Annotated in this window: 22 protein-coding genes; 1 reads left to right on the top strand and 21 read right to left on the bottom strand. The window is 34.7% G+C overall.

Going from position 1 to position 18,658, the window contains the following annotated elements; genetic code table 11:
- Positions 1-30: 30 nt before the first annotated feature.
- The 8 genes from EZV73_RS18760 to EZV73_RS18795 form a co-directional block, all read right to left on the bottom strand.
- Positions 31-588, bottom strand: a complete 558-nt coding sequence (locus EZV73_RS18760; RefSeq protein WP_240841939.1) for a flavodoxin family protein — start codon at positions 586-588, stop codon at positions 31-33.
- Positions 585-1,505, bottom strand: coding sequence for a hypothetical protein (locus EZV73_RS18765; protein WP_240841940.1), 921 nt, complete (start codon positions 1,503-1,505; stop codon positions 585-587). The genes EZV73_RS18760 and EZV73_RS18765 overlap by 4 nt, the downstream gene beginning before the upstream one ends.
- Positions 1,502-1,849 (bottom strand): hypothetical protein, encoded by a 348-nt coding sequence (locus EZV73_RS18770; protein WP_240841941.1) that lies wholly within the window; start codon positions 1,847-1,849, stop codon positions 1,502-1,504. Before EZV73_RS18770 ends, EZV73_RS18765 begins: the two co-directional genes overlap by 4 nt.
- Before the next feature lie 103 nt (positions 1,850-1,952).
- Entirely contained in the window at positions 1,953-3,536 is a 1,584-nt protein-coding gene (locus EZV73_RS18775; protein ID WP_240841942.1) for a hypothetical protein, read from the bottom strand.
- Positions 3,537-3,691: 155 nt separating this feature from the next.
- Positions 3,692-4,387 carry a hypothetical protein gene (locus tag EZV73_RS18780; protein WP_240841943.1) on the bottom strand — a complete coding sequence of 232 codons (696 nt, stop codon included), beginning with the start codon at positions 4,385-4,387 and terminating at the stop codon, positions 3,692-3,694.
- Between the two features lie 62 nt (positions 4,388-4,449).
- Positions 4,450-4,743: a hypothetical protein gene (locus EZV73_RS18785; protein WP_240841944.1), complete on the bottom strand. Its 294-nt coding sequence runs from the start codon at positions 4,741-4,743 to the stop codon at positions 4,450-4,452.
- A gap of 45 nt (positions 4,744-4,788) precedes the next feature.
- Positions 4,789-5,409: a tetratricopeptide repeat protein gene (locus EZV73_RS18790; protein ID WP_240841945.1), complete on the bottom strand. Its 621-nt coding sequence runs from the start codon at positions 5,407-5,409 to the stop codon at positions 4,789-4,791.
- 60 nt (positions 5,410-5,469) lie between these two features.
- On the bottom strand, positions 5,470-6,618 hold the full coding sequence (locus EZV73_RS18795; RefSeq protein WP_240841946.1) for a competence protein CoiA family protein: 1,149 nt from the start codon (positions 6,616-6,618) through the stop codon (positions 5,470-5,472).
- A 182-nt stretch (positions 6,619-6,800) separates the two neighbouring features.
- Here EZV73_RS18795 and EZV73_RS18800 point away from each other — a divergent pair, with 182 nt between their 5' ends.
- The gene (locus EZV73_RS18800; RefSeq protein WP_240841948.1) at positions 6,801-7,208 is read left to right on the top strand and encodes an OsmC family protein; all 408 of its coding nucleotides are present in this window, start codon (positions 6,801-6,803) and stop codon (positions 7,206-7,208) included.
- A gap of 19 nt (positions 7,209-7,227) precedes the next feature.
- On the opposite strand, the gene EZV73_RS18805 is transcribed toward EZV73_RS18800, so the two are convergent.
- The 13 genes from EZV73_RS18805 to EZV73_RS18865 form a co-directional block, all read right to left on the bottom strand.
- Positions 7,228-8,979: a DUF4153 domain-containing protein gene (locus EZV73_RS18805; RefSeq protein WP_240841950.1), complete on the bottom strand. Its 1,752-nt coding sequence runs from the start codon at positions 8,977-8,979 to the stop codon at positions 7,228-7,230.
- A 49-nt stretch (positions 8,980-9,028) separates the two neighbouring features.
- Positions 9,029-9,337 (bottom strand): hypothetical protein, encoded by a 309-nt coding sequence (locus EZV73_RS18810; RefSeq protein ID WP_240841951.1) that lies wholly within the window; start codon positions 9,335-9,337, stop codon positions 9,029-9,031.
- A 90-nt stretch (positions 9,338-9,427) separates the two neighbouring features.
- Positions 9,428-9,925, bottom strand: coding sequence for a dCMP deaminase family protein (locus tag EZV73_RS18815; RefSeq protein WP_240841952.1), 498 nt, complete (start codon positions 9,923-9,925; stop codon positions 9,428-9,430).
- A gap of 99 nt (positions 9,926-10,024) precedes the next feature.
- The gene (locus EZV73_RS18820) at positions 10,025-10,384 is read right to left on the bottom strand and encodes a VOC family protein (RefSeq protein ID WP_240841953.1); all 360 of its coding nucleotides are present in this window, start codon (positions 10,382-10,384) and stop codon (positions 10,025-10,027) included.
- Positions 10,385-10,428: 44 nt separating this feature from the next.
- Complete coding sequence (locus EZV73_RS18825) at positions 10,429-11,514, bottom strand: hypothetical protein (protein ID WP_240841954.1); 1,086 nt, start codon at positions 11,512-11,514, stop codon at positions 10,429-10,431.
- 1 nt (position 11,515) lies between these two features.
- The gene (locus EZV73_RS18830; RefSeq protein WP_240841955.1) at positions 11,516-12,706 is read right to left on the bottom strand and encodes a GHKL domain-containing protein; all 1,191 of its coding nucleotides are present in this window, start codon (positions 12,704-12,706) and stop codon (positions 11,516-11,518) included.
- A gap of 73 nt (positions 12,707-12,779) precedes the next feature.
- Positions 12,780-13,802, bottom strand: a complete 1,023-nt coding sequence (locus tag EZV73_RS18835; protein WP_240841956.1) for a hypothetical protein — start codon at positions 13,800-13,802, stop codon at positions 12,780-12,782.
- 7 nt (positions 13,803-13,809) lie between these two features.
- Positions 13,810-14,403, bottom strand: coding sequence for a metallophosphoesterase (locus EZV73_RS18840; protein ID WP_240841957.1), 594 nt, complete (start codon positions 14,401-14,403; stop codon positions 13,810-13,812).
- A 79-nt stretch (positions 14,404-14,482) separates the two neighbouring features.
- Positions 14,483-14,965, bottom strand: a complete 483-nt coding sequence (locus tag EZV73_RS18845; protein WP_240841958.1) for a hypothetical protein — start codon at positions 14,963-14,965, stop codon at positions 14,483-14,485.
- Between the two features lie 112 nt (positions 14,966-15,077).
- Complete coding sequence (locus EZV73_RS18850; protein ID WP_240841959.1) at positions 15,078-16,793, bottom strand: methyl-accepting chemotaxis protein; 1,716 nt, start codon at positions 16,791-16,793, stop codon at positions 15,078-15,080.
- A 73-nt stretch (positions 16,794-16,866) separates the two neighbouring features.
- Positions 16,867-17,565 (bottom strand): HAD-IA family hydrolase, encoded by a 699-nt coding sequence (locus EZV73_RS18855; RefSeq protein WP_240841960.1) that lies wholly within the window; start codon positions 17,563-17,565, stop codon positions 16,867-16,869.
- Positions 17,562-17,873, bottom strand: coding sequence for a hypothetical protein (locus EZV73_RS18860; RefSeq protein WP_240841961.1), 312 nt, complete (start codon positions 17,871-17,873; stop codon positions 17,562-17,564). Before EZV73_RS18860 ends, EZV73_RS18855 begins: the two co-directional genes overlap by 4 nt.
- An 80-nt stretch (positions 17,874-17,953) precedes the next feature.
- Complete coding sequence (locus EZV73_RS18865) at positions 17,954-18,568, bottom strand: HAD-IA family hydrolase (RefSeq protein ID WP_240841962.1); 615 nt, start codon at positions 18,566-18,568, stop codon at positions 17,954-17,956.
- Positions 18,569-18,658 lie beyond the last annotated feature (90 nt).

An 18,658-nucleotide genomic window follows, 5' to 3' on the forward strand; every position in this document is an offset into this window, starting at 1 on the left:
TAGCATAAAAAAAAAAGCCACATAACATGACTATTTGTGTAATTCATTCAGTTTTAAAGCATACTCTCTTGCTTGCGCAAGAGCGACTTGATCATGAGTGGCTGAAACATTGTTTGTATTTAAACTCATAATAGTACCAATAGATTTTGCATTGATAAATCTAAATATAATACCTGCCCTATCTATAGCTGGTGTTGGCTTACCATCTCCACCACCAGTTAGAATCAAAAGGCCATTTTTTTCTTTTAGCTTAAATGATTCGTCTTTTTTCATAACTCTTTGGACATAATAGGTTTGCAGTCTTGAGGCAAAACTTAAAAGCTTGCCCGTCAGCTCAGAAAAGTAAATTGGAGATGTAATAATCACATTATCCACTTCACTTAAGAGTTTATAGACTTCTTGCATTTCATCATCTATACAACAGCCGCTATTTTTCATGCAAAACCTGCAATCTAGACATGGACTAATATCAGCATAGTATGTATGAATAAACTTGACTTCTCCATCTAGGTATTTAAGCATTTCATCTACAATGGCCATAGAATCACCTTTCTTTCTAGGTGAACCATTTATTATCAATGTCTTCAATTTAGCTCCTTAATCTCTTTGTAAGTCAGTCCCTTCTTGCTTTTACTGTGGTATTCCACATCCGGTTGATAGCCTTCTAAAAGCCACTGGTTTATTACACCATTTGAGACCAACGTGTTTTCCAAGAACATAATATCATCTAAATGATTGCTTTTCAAATAGTCTCTTGCCTGTAAAAGTGTCTCAACTTTATCAATTGCAATAACGACAGTCGATGGGTAAAACTCGTCTTTTATACCATCATATGTCCAATAGATTCTTGTGAATCTAGAATGATCCTCATAAGTATTATCGAGGTATTCTTCTTCTAGGACATGATAAATTACATCAGGAACCACTGTATAATAATCGACAATATCTACTTTAAAGACGAAATATTTTTCACCAAAATCATAAGAAGCTTTAACAAGATAGATTTCAGATGGTCTGTGACTAGATACTGTAAACTCTCCATCCTTTACAAGAACTTGGTCATAAACATCTGGTTCGTACCAAGAATATACTTCATAACTGATAGGTGCCTGTTCAAAGTCCATTCTTAAAGTAAAACCAGCTTTTACAGTCAATTCATTCAACTGATTTTCAACCAATTCACTAGGCCTAGTGGTCTTGATGAAGTTATCAAAGGCGTTGACTTCTTGATAAGAACTTGGACCACTTAGACTGTTATAATAGATACCCCCATATTCTATAAATAGATTTGCTTCATTAGTATAACTCTCACTTAGTTCAATTGCCAATTGACTACCACTAGATACAGGCACACTAAACTGGTCGATTTTGACTATGTCCCCGTTAGCATCATAGAGTTTAATATCAAAGGCACCATCATCAAAGGTTAGGACAAAAGGTTTATCAGGATCTATAGCCGTTGTTTGGCCCAAGTAGCTTACTTGGCTTACATGCTTTTTATTCATTGAAAAAATGCAGTACCAAAGTTTTCATAGTAAAAAGCCTGAACACCTCTATCTATAAAAGATGACGAGCCTGAATGGAAAGATCTGAAGCCTTGATTATGCTTTTCATCTAGATACACTGAAAAAGTATGGTCTCTTAAACTATGGTCATAATAAAGCAGACCACCTATATGACTTGATAGATGACTTGCCTCATTATAATTTTCATTTATTTGATGAAGACGTCTGCTATCTTCTTGTATCTCATCTCTTGATACAGTGTCTCTCTCTACTACAAACAAGCCAAATATGAGTAGCGGAATAGTCGCTATTAGTAGTATGATCAATTCTTTTTTATCTTTCATTTCACACCTCAACTGTATTATAAGCTGAAAATAAACAGAGTAAAACTAAATGGATATTTCTTCAGATTTATTTAATACAAAAAAATAACATAGAAGGTCTATGTTATCTGTAATCTTCTATATTAAGTTCTATCCAGTAAATATCTCTTCTACTGTCACCTTCTCTTACAAAGAACAAATAATCCTCTTGTGGCGACAGCATGGCCATGGCGTCCCAATCAGGTGTATTAACAGACTCTCCTAGATTGATAGGTTCAGAAAAACCTTCTTCTGTTTTAAAGCTTATATAAATATCCGCACTTCCTTGATTGCCACTCTTTCTAGCATCGAAGAGCAGAAAGGATTCATCTCTTGAAATACAAGGATGACTGGCATATGAGTAACCAGGAAAATCAATATGAACAGCTTCTAAATACGCACCATCACTGAACTCAGACATATATATCCCCTTGTTCTCTCTTGTGAAGTAAAGATTTCCATTGTCACTCTCAGTAAGATAATATTCTATGTGATTTGAATTAATGGTCTCAGGAAGCCTAATAGGCTCAGAGAATACCCCTTCTTCATAATCTACATAATACAGATTACTCGGTTTTGCATTCGCAGAATCCGTTGACGAAGAAAAATAAACTCTTTTACCGTCTCTAGATACAAAAGGCTCCATTTCATCACCCTCTGTAAAACTGATTCTTTCAGGTTCAGACCATAATTGATCCCTTTTAACATAAAGCAGGTACCTATTTCTTTCTTCGTCCATTTGACCATAAAACATAAGGTCACCATTAGGTGAAAATGAAGCCGGGTAATGAGAATATCCATTAAGTGATATTAGTCCTTCTGAAAATACCTTGGCCTCTTTGTAAGGCAAGTCTTGATTATAAAAGAAGGATGATTGATACGCTGCAATAAGGTCTTCAATACCTTTTACATAGATGTCTTCCTGATTATTATAAAAGATATGCTGACCATCAGTGGATGGGTATGATATGTCTCCTAAATAAACTGGCTTTGCCCATTCATCATTATCTAGATAAGATATGTATGTCCCTTTTATACCATCACGAATACCATCAAATAGGATGAAATCCCCATTTGGAGAAATATAGGGATGTGTCTCCATAGCATCGGTATTGAAATCAAGTGAATGAAAATCACTAAAGACACCTTCTTTGTATGTAAAAGTAACAATATCATCTTTATGTTGGCCTTTAATTGGAGATGCATAAAAAGTTTCAAAATCCGCTGATGTCACACAATAGGCATCTATCAGAAGTTGAGGCTGACTGTAGCCATCAAGGTTTTTCTCTACATAGTATGTACCACTCTTCTTATCACTCTCATATAGCCTGTAAAAAAAGATATACTTACCATCTCGAGTAACTGTCGGATTAAAGTTTTTTGAATCCTCTGTGTAAATCAACAATTCGGGCTCAGACCAGCCATCCCTGTAAGTCATAGAGTATATGCCTGTTTTTCCACCATTAATATTCTGGTCAGATCTCGCAAAATAAATAAGGCCATTTGCCTTGTCAAAGGTGCAAGATACTTCCTTTGTCCCTTCAAGTGAAACAAGGTCTGGTAAAAATATCCCCTTATCAAATGAAATCTCTACAGAATCAACACTTTCCTGACTATTCTGACAACTCACAAGCAAAACAAGCATCACTAATACAAATAATTTTCTCATAATCTCCCCTTTTTATTAAGTATATCGCATAAGGAGACCTAAAAATCTAACTATTTTGTAATAGAAATAAATGTAAACTTTAACAATAGATTTCGAATCATCTACATTCATGACTTGTAAAAACTCTGTTCAAAAGAAAAAGAAGCTTCCGCTTCTTAAAATACGACCCCCTGTCCCATATCAAACAGAAAATCATCCTTCTTATCTTCATGAACCAATAGCCTAACCTCACTACCTACAACTAATAGGTCTACCCTGTCTATACTAATTGTCAGCTTTCTTGAAGCTTCATAAATATCACTCACAGCTGACCTAATTTCTAGTGTCACCTTATAAACTGCTGACCTATTCATGTAGATATCTGTCTCTTCAACAGAAATGACGCGGCCTGATGCCGGTAAGTACTTATCTAGATTCCTAGGTAATGTCTTGTTAACATTCCTAAAAGTCATAAATGCGCCAATAAATAGCGGTATGAGACTGACCCATATGCCAACATGCAAGATAGGCATAAGTTTAAAAACCATATCTGTATTGGCACTGTCTTTGTATTCAACCATACCTGTTGCAGCTAAAATGAAATCATAAAATCCAGAGTAATAGATGATTAAGGAGGCCATTATAAGTGCAAAAATGACTGGAAATGTAGCGGTTTTAACAAGCCAGTTTGGATTGAGTAGCATTCGAACCACAATGATTATCATGATAGTTAAAAATATACCTGCTATTAAAAACAATTGAGTTTTAACCAAATATAAAGGTAAAATAGACACTGTCAATGACAGACTGCCTGCTAAGATTGCTATCATGACACCTAGTATCGTTATTATAGTATTTGCTTTAATTTTCAAAATTTCATCCTTTCTTTTAGAATATTATACCATTTACGTATAAAAAGAAAAAGCCTTCCGGCCTAGTCAATTTTTTCAATCGAAAGCATATTTATTTGTGCAGGATAAGATTCCATGATGGCCCCATCATATTTTATAAGAACATGGTCATCTAGTTCAAAGGATTGATCTGTCGATATAGAAATCAGGTCACTGGAGTTTCTAACATCTTCTCCTTCATCAACTAAGACAATATAACCACCTTGTGTGATCTCTTGTATCCGTGCCTTAAAGGTAAAGGATTCTACGTCCTCAACCGCCTTATTTGTACAGCCTACCAAAAGTATGACCAATATCAAGATTATCCATTTTTTCATCTGCATGACCTCCTATTGAATAAATAAAAAGCAACTCAAAAGTTGCTACAATTTGTCAATCATAGATTGTATCTCTTTTACACCAAAGTCATCATGTGCATTTTCTAAGTATCTTTTAGAGTCTTCATACCATTCTTTTGCCTTTGTGGTGTTACCTTCAACTATCTCTATGTCTCCAAGGCCTTTATAACAAGACCCAATGCTAGATGGATCTTCAGATATGATACCATTCATCATGGCCAAATCAATGTATGATTTTGCCTTATCTAAATCTTTCTTTTTAAGATGCAAAAGTCCCAACTCATAGTAATTAGATGAAAAACCTACATAGTCCTCTTTTAAGTAACACTTTCTTGTATTTTTTTCAATCATCAAATAATCTATGGCCTTGTCATAGTGACCACTTAATCTTTCTACCATACTTAACTGATGATACATGATAGCAGAGTTTTCCATATCATGTTCCACTTTTGCTATATCTAAAAGTTCCTCATAGACATCTTTAGCTTCATCAAAGGCTTCTTTGTAACACAAAACAAAGCCCATATAATAAAGCGCTGTTCTATAGTCTTTTTCAACATATCTATCTAGAATAATCTTTCTAAATACCTCTTCTGCATCATCATATTTTTCTTGATTAAATAATTCTATTCCTCTATTTAACATATCAACCTCACATGTAAAAACTCACTCTTTTTTTACCCCATGAAATTCAAGACAAACAGATTAAGTCTTAAAAGCTTTATAAATACTTTCTGCACGTTCTTTTGACAAACACTTGCCTATACAACTTTCATCGTCTATAAGATACTTGTCATGACTAGAAATACCACCGCAGATGATGCACCTCTTACCTGATGCATCCACTTCTTTGGTCTTCTTCTTTCTTACTACCCTTACTGCTAGAGCATCTGAGTGGCTAACACAAGTACATACACAAGTCTTATCAGATAAAGACTGTCTGTATTCAGAAGTCAACTGACCACATAAAACACAAGTCTTTTCAGGACCAGTTTTAATTCTCCCCTGCTTTTTATCCGCTTCAATCAGCTTCCTCTTGGATTCATCAGACGACTTTACCTCTAAGTGTCTTGTAGGCTCACTGACAGGTTGAAGTTTTTCTTTACCCGCTTGTTCAAATGCTTTTCTAGCAGTCATGTAAGCCAGATCAAAGTCATGTACAATAAAGCCTTTATCAATATCAAAGAGCACCATATTTAGATCATAAGTCTTTGAAAACTTGTCTCTTGCAGCTATATCAACACCAATAAAATACTCCAAGTACTTACGGATGGTTAATGTCTTTTTTTCAGTGTCTAAAATAAAGATTCTTTGATTTTTATCTTCTAAGGCAAAAGTCCTTTCATCTTGATTGAACCTGTGTTCATCACTGACAAAATTACTTTTAGAGCTGATGACCCATATGGCCTCTTGTCTGTTCTTTTTATAGTCTTTCATTTTTTCATGGCGCTTTTTTATAGAATCAGGATGATATACAAACTCTATGGCCAAGTTCTTAGAACCTTCTATATATAAGTTGGCATTTCTCTTAAAGTCCAATCTATAGTCTAGTTGAACATCATAAAACCGACTTAAATAATGATAAAGAACAAATACACCATCCTCATGTTCACCACTTTGAACATCTGAATGATGGTTGATGCTTTTATCCATCTGGCCCTTGTAATGTGAAAAATAGGGTTTTTTTACTGTACCATGATTAAAGTACACATGACCACCACACTTTGCACATGTGAGGGCTTTTTCAGGTCCTGCCAACCTAAAGGTCTTGTCTTTTTCTTCAATGACCAAACCGTACTGATTATAAACATCAAATGACTGAACCAATTTGCCATTTAATAAAGCTGTATACATGATTACCTCGCTTAACATTATAGACTAGGATTATTACAAACTCATAAAGTATCTATTAAAGTTTCAAATACCTTTTCATCTACTTAAGTATACCGCAAACATATGAAAAAAAGATTAAATTGCAATCAATAATTGATTTTAAATCCAATCTTCATTATGATAAAAACAAGGAGGATATACTTATGAGAACAATGGAAGTAAGCTTTCCAGGCGGAAAGAAAGTTGATGCCCATATCGGTAATTTTACAATTTCTACTGACCAATCTGTAAAAGCAGGTGGTGATGCCAGTGCACCTACACCTTTTAACACCTTTTTAGCATCTATTGCCACATGTGCAGGCATCTATGCACTTGGCTTTTGTCAGCAAAGAGAAATTGACACTGTAGGTATGAAAATCACCATGAGTTACAATGTCAACAAGGAAACAAAACTTGTAGATTTAGTAGAAATCAAATTACATACACCTGAGGGTTTTCCTGCAAAATATGAAAAGGCAATCATTAAATCTATGAATATGTGTGCTGTTAAAAAACATATGGAAAGACCACCTGAGTTTAGAACAATAACAAATATCAGTCATCCAGAATAAGCCCTGTATCTCTACAGGCTTATTTTTCTTTTATATAGATAACTTTTACCTCTGCATAATTTGAATCGTCATCGTCTCTTCTAAAGGAAGCATATTGAAAAACCATCAATATGTCTATTTCATCAGACTCAAGTTTATAAGACAAGTCTTCAATCTTACCACCTTCTTTTGACCCTACTTGGTCTAAGGCTATAAAATAATCCTCAAGGTAATCTTCTAAAATCAGCCTATCGTCTAAATAAATCTTGATACCAGAAGGGCTGTCATTTATCCACTGAAGATCATACCAACCTTTTTCCCCCATGAAAGAAGCTTTTGAATGTTCTAGATATACTGCATAATCATAACCTTCAATACTATGACTGCTTGGCCTTAAATGAAGATAGACATAATCATCATTAAACTCTCTTTTATGCCATGTTCTTTCAAAGCCAAAAGTATCCTCAAAGTAGTCCTGCTCTTTCAAATCTCTGCTTAGCCACTCCGGTAAATCAGCATCTCTTGAATAGACCAAATAATCTACAGACTCTGTAATTTCTCCTTTTAAGTCATCTCCGATACTAGAATTCCCGATTATTTCACCATCCACCAATATACCTTGGTCTTCCAAAACAGAGGCCAATCGATCAACTTCAAGATTTACAGGTAATTGGTGATAACCAATCATCGGCAAAACGGATACGACCATTGAAAACATAACTAGAAAAGGGATGACATTCTGTGACTTGTCCTTTTTTACTAGCATCAAAATCATAATGACCAGTGAAGTCAAAATAACCAATATAAAATAATACTCTTGCCCCCTAAAGGCCTCTTGACTTATATGTCTTGTAAAAGCGTAGACACCAAATAAAAGAATAAGAATACTGGCAAATGGAAAGAGTTTCTTATACATATCACCTATCTTGTCCTGACCTGGTAAAACCATCAAGTAGAGAAATATACCAAAAATCGCATAAGAAATCACTATACCCATAACGGTATTAAAGTTAGGCCAGTCTCCTAACAAGGCCTTGCCAATCCATAGAAGTAATACCAGTGTTAAAGCGCCTATAATAGGAATCATAATATTGGTAAATAAGATTTTGATAAAATTAGGTTTTTTCTCAAAAGTTAGCCTGATTGGATCATGACCTTCTAAATCTAATGAAGGAAAAGAGCCAATAAATATTGTAAAGGAAGTAAATAATACCAGAGCTGATAAATGCATGTAGACTTTCTCGCTCATATCATTGTACAAGAGACCCTGTACAGCACCAGCAACACCTGTGGTTCCACTCATCAAAACGGACCCATAAATAAAGGCTATGGCAAGTGCTTTCAAAAAGACAAAGAAAGAGATACTGAATGACTTTCTAGCTGAGAAAACAATATAGGCTAAAAAGCAAGCAGATATCCATATAAAAATCCTTGCAGTTGCAATATCAGTAACCCGCATACGTGTATAGGCATCGCTTGTAGGTCTTGAAAACATAAAAAGAGCCAGGAAAGCTACCAGTAAAACTGATAGACTTGATACATGACTCATAAGAATAGATTTATTCAATTTCTTAAATAAGGCCGTTGAAAACAGACTGTATGAAATCATACAGGCAAGTGACATTTGGATACAATCAAATAGAAAAGCAGTAGTGTCCCTTTCTATATCCATTTGAATACGTACCATAGTCGTTAATGTAAATATTGCGGCACCAATAATAACCAGTGGATATATGTCTACAGCCTCAATGGCACCTCTTAGACTTTTTTTAACTGAAGTTTTTAAACTCATCAAATCACCTCAGCTATTATATACCCTAATTGCTATACATCACACATTATTAAACCATAACATTGGCTGACAGTATGAACATCAAAAAGACTGACAGTATGATCCATGCACCTATTACTATAAAAAAAATCGTTTTTACTTTTCTCGAAAAATCAGAAAATGGCATAAGAATAAGGCCAATTGGTGTCATAAATAAAAGTGCTAAAATGACAATTAATTTCGGTATCCCTTTTCTATTTTCCTGTGGTCTATTTACTTCTCTTGCTTCTTTTATAATGGCAGACTTGACAGGCCTTCCACAGGATGGGCATATTTTTTCATCACCTTCTAAGATGTCTCCACAAAAATCACAATTCATACATATCTCCTTTCATTAAGCTAAGTATATTATATATGTACTTATTTGACCATTACTTAGACAAAAACAAAACTGGTCTAATCGACCAGTTTAAACATCATTTTCATCAAATGACAGAAATACACCTTCTCTAGTGCTTTCAAATTTTCTAAGTTTGACACCTGACTTATTTAACATAAGCTTTGAAGCTTTGACAATATCAGTGTCTGCATACTTATCAGACAAGTAGACAATTTCACTTATCCCTGACTGTATAATGGCTTTGGCACATTCATTACAAGGAAAAAGTGTTGTATATACTGAACAGCCCTTAAGGTTTGAACGGCTCGAGTTTAAAATAGCATTGAGCTCTGCATGACAGGAAAATGCATACTTGGTTTCTAAGAAACCGCCTTCATTATCCCATGGCAGTTCATCATCTGAACAACCTACAGGAAAGCCATTGTAACCAATACTGACTATTTTATTTTCATTATCAACGATACAAGCACCAACTTGTGTGTTTGGGTCTTTACTTCTCATTGCAGACACCAATGCCACACTTAAAAAGTACTCATCCCATGATATATAATCTTTTCTTTTATTCATGATATCCCCCTATTAGGCCTATTATACCGTAAAGCCATCATAAGAAAAATAGTAATTAAACATATAAGTAATTTTAAGATTTATAGAAACTTTCCAAAGCTATTTTAACTCAACCAACTGAATCCTATAGCCATCTGGATCTTCTATAAAGAAAAATGAAATATAAGGTGATGGCGAAAATGGCTCCGTCGCGATTTTAACACCTAAAGTTTTCATCTGCTGATAGCTTTCTTCAAGTGAGGCCACTTGAAAGCCAGTTGAAACAGAAGCAGTGTGACTGACTTCAAATCCTTCCTGACACATAAGCTCAAATTTAGTTTCACCTTTTCCTAAAAAGGCGATTTCCATGCCAGGACCTGGTGAATACCTTCGATCCATTTCTAAACCAAGAATCTCGTGATAAAACTTAACCGACTCATCCATGTTTTTTACAAATATCGACGTCCAAAGATTTTTCATGTTGCCTCCCTTTTCTAATATGCTTATATCCCTTAAATAATGTCTTAAACGAATGTTACAATCTGTGTAAGACCATCTGATGCCTTAATTAGCTCATATCCAATTTCATTAGATCTAGGTAAGTTAAGGTCCCTACTGTTTATCTGATCCGATTTAACAATCAGTTGATATGAATCCTTATGAACAAGTTCTATAGACTGATTGCCACTCGCGGTGTTTAATACATAATCAATGTATTCTATGAGAACATCTTGTCTTGAGCTTAAAGAATCACAATCTATCAGTTTTATAGATAAATCTTCTTTTTTATCAACTGACTCGCCAATTTTTCTGAAGAAGATAGTCTTAAGATAAACCTGATTTATTTTATTTAACTCATCCATCAAGTGACTAGGTATAACAAGCTTAGAGTAGTGATCATACGCTTCAAGGAACTCACCATGTTTCTCTAAATAGGCTCTTAAAGTATTTGACTTGTTAACGTAAGACCTCTGCGCACCAATATAGACTATGATAAAAACAAGAAGCATCCCTAGTATGGCAAAATTAAACACAGTACCAAAGTACAAGTAACCCAATCTTCTTTCAACGATTAAGGTCACAATATACGGTATGACTACACCTATAGAGATATAAAAGGCACATATGTACATGTAGATGGTCCTATTAAACTTGACGATGAAAGACTGAATACCTGATAACTTGCCCTTTTGTAACAAATCATACAAGATATACATAAACAAGACAGTTAACAAGGTCGCTAAGAGCATACCTAAATGACTGGTCAGACTATAGTAACCAGCAATTGAAGCACTTAATATCGAAATTGGTAGTTTAAGAGTTCTTACAACAAAGGTCATGGACAAGCCATAATAAAATGTCTTTCTTCCATAAGTGTAAACGACAAAACCGTAGAGTAAATAACCCATCAGCTGAATCAGATATATTTTTTCTCCCATGGTTGCTTCAAGAACCACCGTTTCAATAACTGATAAGAGTACTGCCCATACCAATATTGAAAATCTATTTTTATTTATTTTACCATCACATAAATGTAAGGATAATAAAAGCATAAGTAAGTGTTTAAAGACACCTACTAAAGCGATTAAAAATATGATAACGTAATCCATTTTAAACCTCTTTGAATTTTAGTTCTTTTATGACATGCGTCTCAGTTACCTGAGTCTCAAGTGACATGTTAGGGTGTATATCTAGTAGGGCCTGCAGACTCTTTAAACCTTGTCCTCGATTTCTACCTTTAGTGGACAGCCACTGGCCTTTTTCTATTTTTAGAGTCTTGTAAGTGTTTTCAACTCTAAAATATTTCGCACCATCTTTTTCAGTCAAGAATACCTTTACTAGTTTCGACTCACTTTCTAAAGCATTGTCAACAAGCACGCCAATAGCTCTAGCCATCTGCAAGTCATCCATATGAACATGCTGAAAATCTGTTTCAAAATGAAAGTCTATTTTTGACTTCATTTTTTTTGCTATTTGAACATGTGTCATTAATAGGCCTTGTAATACTGGATGTTTTAAGTCTTTTAAAGCTTGCATAGCTTGAAGATATGCATCATCTTTTTCTTCGTGATAAAGATTTGAAAGCATGTCATCTACTGTCTTAGACTGAAATTCTAACATCTTAAACTTCTTATCCAAAATATCATGAACCTTTCTTTGGCGATTTATCAAGACAAAAGTAACAAGTAAACCCATAACACCGAAAGAAAGCCCCAGCATCACCATATAGTGACCGGTAGAATCTAGATGTAACTCTATTAAGTCAGAACCTAAAACTGATAAACTCATAAATATGTAAGTTGCAATAAGCTGTACTCTAAAGTTAATAATTAACTTTCTAAGTACATTTTTAATCATACCTTTGAAGCGCGAGGTAAGTGCAAGCATTATAAGTCCATAGAAAACAATCAAACCAATAGAAGTTATCATTTCTAAGTATCTAAAGGTAGCATGAATACCATCTGATCTCATCCAAAATAAAGTCACTATAAAATAGACCGGTGCAGCAATAATCATCACCACAAAAGAAAGTGCCAAAGATTCACCCAAGGATCTGTTAACAAGCCTTCTTACACACAAGGCCATGATGATCAAAAGAAACATCTCTAAACTTCTACCCATCAAAGGATAATCCAGTTGAAGGTAAGACTTAAAAGTCATTACGAAAAAAATAATGAATGTCGAAGTAGCCATCCATTTTCTTCTTTCTTGATTGAATGATACATCAAATATCATTACACAAATATATAACATCATTGCTATATGAACCATATCAGCAATTAATCGTATCGTCAGTAACATGTTCCCCCCATAAAAGCGCATATAGTTTATTATATAACAGATTGCAAAAAAATACTTCCGAAAATCGAAAGTATTAGTCATCTATTTGGCGTTCTAAGGCCATGAGTTCAAAAAGAACATCTTCACTTAAGTCATTCATGAGTTTTTTCCTATAATAAACACCAAGTTCTTCTCTTCTATAGAGTTCTTCTCTTCTGACTTCAGACCAAGAATGTTTCTTTCTCTTAGTATACAAGTCATAGTCTACTAAACGATTACCTTCTAAATCATATTCCAAGCCAAAGGCTATTTTCTTTATTTCCTTGATGTCCATATAGGTAAATAAGCGCACCTGATAGACACCAACACTCAGAAATACAAGTGCAGCATCTTTCCCCCATGACTCACCTAAAATAAGTCCACAGTCTAACTCATCAAGGACCATGGCCAAACGTTTGTAATGAAGGTAGTATTGCTCCTTTGCATCGTATATTTTAATGACAAGCTCCTGCCAATCCTTGTTCTCAAAACCTGCGTTGACATACTTAACAGTATGATTACCTAAAAACTTAATCAAGTTATTTGAAGACTGACTTGTATAAATGGCCTGACTAAAAAAGTCCTGTAAGCCCAGAGGAAGATTAAGTCTTTTTTCTGTGAACATGATGATGGTTCCTGAACCAAACTTTTCATTGATATGGTCAGAAAGGATCAGATCTCCCTGTATATCCTTTTGAACGGCCTCTATATACTTGTCTTGGTCACCCGTCGTCCTCATTAGTATCATTCTTGGCGTCGCCCTAATATCTTTAATCTGAATGTCACCTTTTAATCTGACAAGCTCAATCAAGACATCTTCACAATCCCTTTCAATGGCAGCGACATAGACAACATCGCCACCTGCAATAGACAAATTAGACTTCATTTTATCTGTCACCAGAATAATGGTCATACCTTCATCAAAGAGAGAAATCATATTTAGATAAGCATCGTACATATCCTCAGAATGACTGATGACCATTCTTAACTTAAATACATGATCCAGTGATTGAATCAAATTCTCACAGTTATCACTCTCAACCACTAAATGTTTAGGCGCTTCTCTTACAATATTCATTAATACCTCACAGTCCTATCTTAAACTTTCTCTGCCTGTAATCATCTGTATCCTTAGGATAAGAAATCATTGCAATATCCTTAGAATGAGCGTCTATTACATAGACACCATCTAAACCATTTAAAAGAATTCTCTTACCAAACTCTGTCACTTGGTCATAAGAGTGTCCAAATAAACAGATATCGGCTTCCTTTGAACATGCTTGATATAAATGTGCCATAGATAGTCTTATGTCTTTAACCTTCATGGTCTTATTCCTGCAAAGCACTTCATCCTCTTCTAGGTATTTCATTACGATCTCTTCATCGTCATGATTGCCAAGACACATGACAATATGCTTCTTATTGTTACTTCTTAAAACTCTAAGTAAAGACTGTATCCTTCTTTCATATATATCTATGTCTTTTCTCGAAAGTTCAAGCTTGTAGTTATCTACAAAATCACCTGTATGAACAATCATATCAGGTGAAACCAGCCTTATGATTGTCTCTAAAAAGCCGAAGGTCATATCTGGTGTATCCGTGATATGCATAACCTTGTAGCTGTAGTTCTCAATGTCTTTTGGTATCTTTCTTTTAATAAACCAATCTAATAAATGCATATGTTCCCCCAGTTTATGCTTATTTTATCACAAATAACGCTACAACTTAAAAGAAACCGTAACTACGGTTTCAAAATTTTTAACGTGTATAATAAGAACCATACCGATCACCTTTAAGGCGATTGTGAATGTACTTAGACCATTCCGAACTGCCTTTGTAATCTTTGGTATCTGTCTTTACTTCTCTTCTTTTAGAAAAGAAAGCTGCAAATAAAGAAATACCACCAAAGAAGGTTGTAAACATACAGATAAAAGCAGAGGCAAAACCTGCGTAGAAGCTGTTTGTTCTGGCATAATAAATAAGCATAATCAAAGCAGATACATTGGCAAAGAACAAGAGTTGATAAGCCGTCAAGATGCCCGCGTAAGACCTTGCACCGCTTTCGGTAAGTATCATTGCATCTTCTTTAATAAAACCACCACCTGATAATAGATTTTCAAAACTAAAAGCTGTACCTAAGTATTTGATTATGCTATAGGCAAAGAAAAGAGACATACCTAATGAAACAAGTATATTTATGACTATCACAGTTTTTGACAACTTAGAAAATCTGTAGTACATAATGCCCCCTTATTAATATTCAGAAAATTTCATCTATTTATAAAAATTATAACAAATAAAATAAGATGTATCAATAAATGGCAATTCCGATAAAAAAAATAGCCATAAATGGCTAAATTTTAAACTTATTAATCAACTCATGTAACTCTTCAATCATCTTGATGTTCATCTGAATGATTTCATTAACATGCTTTGTTTTCTCTGTAATGTCCTGTGTCATAAGTAGAATGTTTTCAACACCACTTGATTCCTGTGCGGTTGCATCCTGGACTTCATGCATATTATGTGCAATTGAATCAATGGATGAGGTCAACTGTTCTGAAATGGCACTTAACTCCATCATGATGCCATTAAAGATATCAGCATCGTTTGTGTACCTATCACCAATATCACTTAGCTTATCATAATCAGCCATTACTTTTGAGTCCATAAATTCTAAAATACCATTGGCATCAGCAATAAGGGTATTTACAGATTTCTGTATACCTTCAACGGTTCTTTGACTGTCTTCAACCATATTGGCTGAGGCTTCTGCTAACTTACCAACTTCATCTGCTACCACTGCAAAACCTCTACCAGCTTCTCCTGCTCTAGCAGCTTCAATGGACGCATTTAAGGCAAGTAAATTGGTTTGTGATGTGATATTAAGAATTTCATCTAGTAATTGACTGATCTTAGAGACTTCCTTAGCGTCTTCTATGGCTACTGCCAATCTTTCTTTTACATCTAAATACATATCATTTGCATTCTTTTTAGAATGTACAGCGTCTTCTTTAAGTTGAAGGGCTCTTTTACTGACATCACTGGCTTGATCTGCACCTTCTGTTGCTTTTTCAGCCACAACAGTAATGGCATCTTTAATCTCATCGACTGTATTGGCAACGGTATGGGTTGCAGCTGTTGTCTGCTCAATAACAGCAGAGATATCAGTTGTTGATGATAAAGTCTTATCGGATGAGTCTTCTAGTACCGCCACGTCACCTGCCATGGTCATGGCATCACGCGTCAGTTCTTCTGATGTCTCAATCATGTTTTGAAGCAGTTCTCTTAGACCTTCGCTAACCTTGTCAAAGGCCATTGAAATCTTACCCAGTTCATCCTTGCTGGTAATACCAATTGGCTCTCTGAAGTCTAAATCCTTGTACTGGTTTGTATGCACAATGATGTCTCTTAGTGTCTTGTTTAAAGGAATCACTATAAGCATAATCAAACCAAATGAAAATACAATAATGACAAGAGATATAACGATTACATTTCCATAGATATCATTTTTAATTTCTTGTAAATCATCTACGTAAACACCTGTACCAACAACCCAGTCCCATTCCTTAAAACCTCTAACAAATGAAATCTTTGGCTGCGGCTCTTCTTTACCAGGTTTTGGCCATTGATATCTGACGATACCCTGTCCATTTGATTTAACGGTATCAATCATCTCCTGGAAAAAAAGCTTGCCATCTGCATCTTCAAGGCCAAGTACATTGTTTCCGACCAACTGATCTGCAATTGGATGCATCAACATTAAACCATCTATGTCGTTAACCCAGAAATACTCAACTTCCGAATATCTGAGATTTCTTGTGAAATCAAGTACATCATTTTGGGCTTCTTCTAGTGTTTTTTCACCTGACTCATAAAGGGCGAACTGTCTTTGCATCTCTGAATAAGGTAAATCAGTCAATTCCCGCAATTTAACCATAGTCCTTTCCTCAATGATGTTAGAAACCGTTGGTATAATATAAAATGCGATAAGTGCTGTAAAGACAAGTATAATGAATAATGCTAGAACTATGATTTTATTCCTTAGTTTAACATTTTTAAACGTCATAAAATCACTTCCTTTTTATCTATATACCCCAATTTCCAGATATTAAAAAAAAACAGCATTTGCTGTTTTTGGATTAAAGGTTTGTTATTTTAATTAAACTGTTAATGACAGTCAACTGTCTGTACTTAAACTTATGAACCAAATAGTTTGACCAGTGTCTTGAAAGTAAGTAGCTCTTTATCCCTAGTTTCTCAGCACCTAGGCAGTTCTTTGGTCTGTCATCTACAAAAATAACTTCGTCTGGCTTAAGATTTAAGTCTGTCAAAGCTTGCTGATACATCATAGAAGATGGTTTACATACACCAATTTCTGATGATATTACCATAGAATCAAAGTATTTAGTATAATCAGCGTGCATAAAAACATCTCTTAAAGAAGGCCAAGCATCTGATACAACAGCCATCTTATAAGACTTATTGGCTTCTAAAAATGGCCTGGCATCTTTATAAAAGACATACTTTTCAGGATTGTAGACCAACTCACGAGCTAAGTCTTCTGCTTGATTATCTCTGTCCTTTAGAACAGGAAGTGCATCCAGAAAGATTTCATAACATCTGATAAAATGCTTATATTCTGTGTCTTTATCCAATATGACCTTTTGCTTGTCTATATACATAAGTCCTTGTATAAAGGCATCTCTTATCTGCTTCTTGGATAAGGATTCAAAGGTCTTCTGATTGACATGATCAAAAAAATTTGGTGTGATAAACCAGTGCCCGCTGGCAGAATGATTTAAAACTCTACCCGAATCAAGAAGTATCCCCTTTATCACTGGTCATTCTCCACTTGCTTTAATAGCATGCCAAACAAATAGAAATCAGCAGATTTGACTTGTTCAGATTCAGAAGTAAAATTACCTATTAAATCAACTGAATAACCTAATCCCAAATACTTGCCAGATCCATTTACATCTGCACCGTTCTTATCAGTTATTGTAAACATTGGTTTCTCATAGCGGTAAGTTGTTCTATAATAATCTGTTATGATTACTGTTCCCCACAGAAGTAAAACGACTATAAATAGTGTGATCCATTTATTGCTTTTTCTCTTTTTTACATATAATTCTGTCTGATACCTCATAGCCCGTCCTTTATCTAATATTCTCTTATATTATTATACTTCATAAGATACAAAAAGTTTCAAAAAAACATCTTATTTCATTAAAATGAAATATATCGTTTTATATGATTAATTTCTGAAACTACCACATCTGCATCAATGGTCTTATCCTTTCCAATGTAGACTGTCTTAAGCCCTGCAGCCTTACCGCATAATACATCTAAGGAACGATCACCTATATAATAGGTCTCTTCCTTGTCTAAAGAGTATTTTTCTATTAAATAATTGAGTGCATCAGGATCAGGCTTTCTTTTAAGACCGTCATCACTTGTAAGGATGTCAACAAACCATTCTCTTATACCATGAGCTTCTAGAATATCATAGGTTGATAAACCCCTATGGGTATAGATGTAATGTTTACAGCCCAAATCCAGATAATGCTTTAATACTTCTTTAGCATTTTCTATAAGCTTATAGTCGCTCGCGGCAATTTGATCAGTCAGAGCTTTATAATGAATAAAAAGCTCATTGATATCTAGACCTAAATCTTCAGCTTGATTTGTCACAAAAGAGACCACTGATGTCTCAATGACTTTATTGTGAATTTCTTCAATAGTAAAAGCCCTATAAGGCTTTAATACTTCTTGTGTTACCTTAGTAATTCTCTCATATGAGTCTACCAAAGTCCCATCTAAATCCCATATTAGTGTTTTCATATATACCTCGCTATTACCATCTTATTAGATTTATGCATACTCTTCAAGAAAAATGTGATAATGCAAAGACTAACATAAACAGAGAAAGCA

The organism is Acidaminobacter sp. JC074, from assembly GCF_022496765.1.
Classification (GTDB): domain Bacteria; phylum Bacillota; class Clostridia; order Peptostreptococcales; family Acidaminobacteraceae; genus JABXKX01.

Coding starts and splice junctions, on each gene's coding strand:
- EZV73_RS18765 (WP_240841940.1), bottom strand. CDS start 1,505: ATGAATAAAAAGCATGTAAGCCAAGTAAGCTACTTGGGCCAAACAACG.
- EZV73_RS18770 (WP_240841941.1), bottom strand. CDS start 1,849: ATGAAAGATAAAAAAGAATTGATCATACTACTAATAGCGACTATTCCG.
- EZV73_RS18775 (WP_240841942.1), bottom strand. CDS start 3,536: ATGAGAAAATTATTTGTATTAGTGATGCTTGTTTTGCTTGTGAGTTGT.
- EZV73_RS18785 (WP_240841944.1), bottom strand. CDS start 4,743: ATGAAAAAATGGATAATCTTGATATTGGTCATACTTTTGGTAGGCTGT.
- EZV73_RS18790 (WP_240841945.1), bottom strand. CDS start 5,409: ATGTTAAATAGAGGAATAGAATTATTTAATCAAGAAAAATATGATGAT.
- EZV73_RS18795 (WP_240841946.1), bottom strand. CDS start 6,618: ATGTATACAGCTTTATTAAATGGCAAATTGGTTCAGTCATTTGATGTT.
- EZV73_RS18800 (WP_240841948.1), top strand. CDS start 6,801: ATGAGAACAATGGAAGTAAGCTTTCCAGGCGGAAAGAAAGTTGATGCC.
- EZV73_RS18805 (WP_240841950.1), bottom strand. CDS start 8,979: ATGAGTTTAAAAACTTCAGTTAAAAAAAGTCTAAGAGGTGCCATTGAG.
- EZV73_RS18810 (WP_240841951.1), bottom strand. CDS start 9,337: ATGAATTGTGATTTTTGTGGAGACATCTTAGAAGGTGATGAAAAAATA.
- EZV73_RS18815 (WP_240841952.1), bottom strand. CDS start 9,925: ATGAATAAAAGAAAAGATTATATATCATGGGATGAGTACTTTTTAAGT.
- EZV73_RS18820 (WP_240841953.1), bottom strand. CDS start 10,384: ATGAAAAATCTTTGGACGTCGATATTTGTAAAAAACATGGATGAGTCG.
- EZV73_RS18825 (WP_240841954.1), bottom strand. CDS start 11,514: ATGGATTACGTTATCATATTTTTAATCGCTTTAGTAGGTGTCTTTAAA.
- EZV73_RS18830 (WP_240841955.1), bottom strand. CDS start 12,706: ATGTTACTGACGATACGATTAATTGCTGATATGGTTCATATAGCAATG.
- EZV73_RS18835 (WP_240841956.1), bottom strand. CDS start 13,802: ATGAATATTGTAAGAGAAGCGCCTAAACATTTAGTGGTTGAGAGTGAT.
- EZV73_RS18840 (WP_240841957.1), bottom strand. CDS start 14,403: ATGCATTTATTAGATTGGTTTATTAAAAGAAAGATACCAAAAGACATT.
- EZV73_RS18845 (WP_240841958.1), bottom strand. CDS start 14,965: ATGTACTACAGATTTTCTAAGTTGTCAAAAACTGTGATAGTCATAAAT.
- EZV73_RS18850 (WP_240841959.1), bottom strand. CDS start 16,793: ATGACGTTTAAAAATGTTAAACTAAGGAATAAAATCATAGTTCTAGCA.
- EZV73_RS18860 (WP_240841961.1), bottom strand. CDS start 17,873: ATGAGGTATCAGACAGAATTATATGTAAAAAAGAGAAAAAGCAATAAA.
- EZV73_RS18865 (WP_240841962.1), bottom strand. CDS start 18,568: ATGAAAACACTAATATGGGATTTAGATGGGACTTTGGTAGACTCATAT.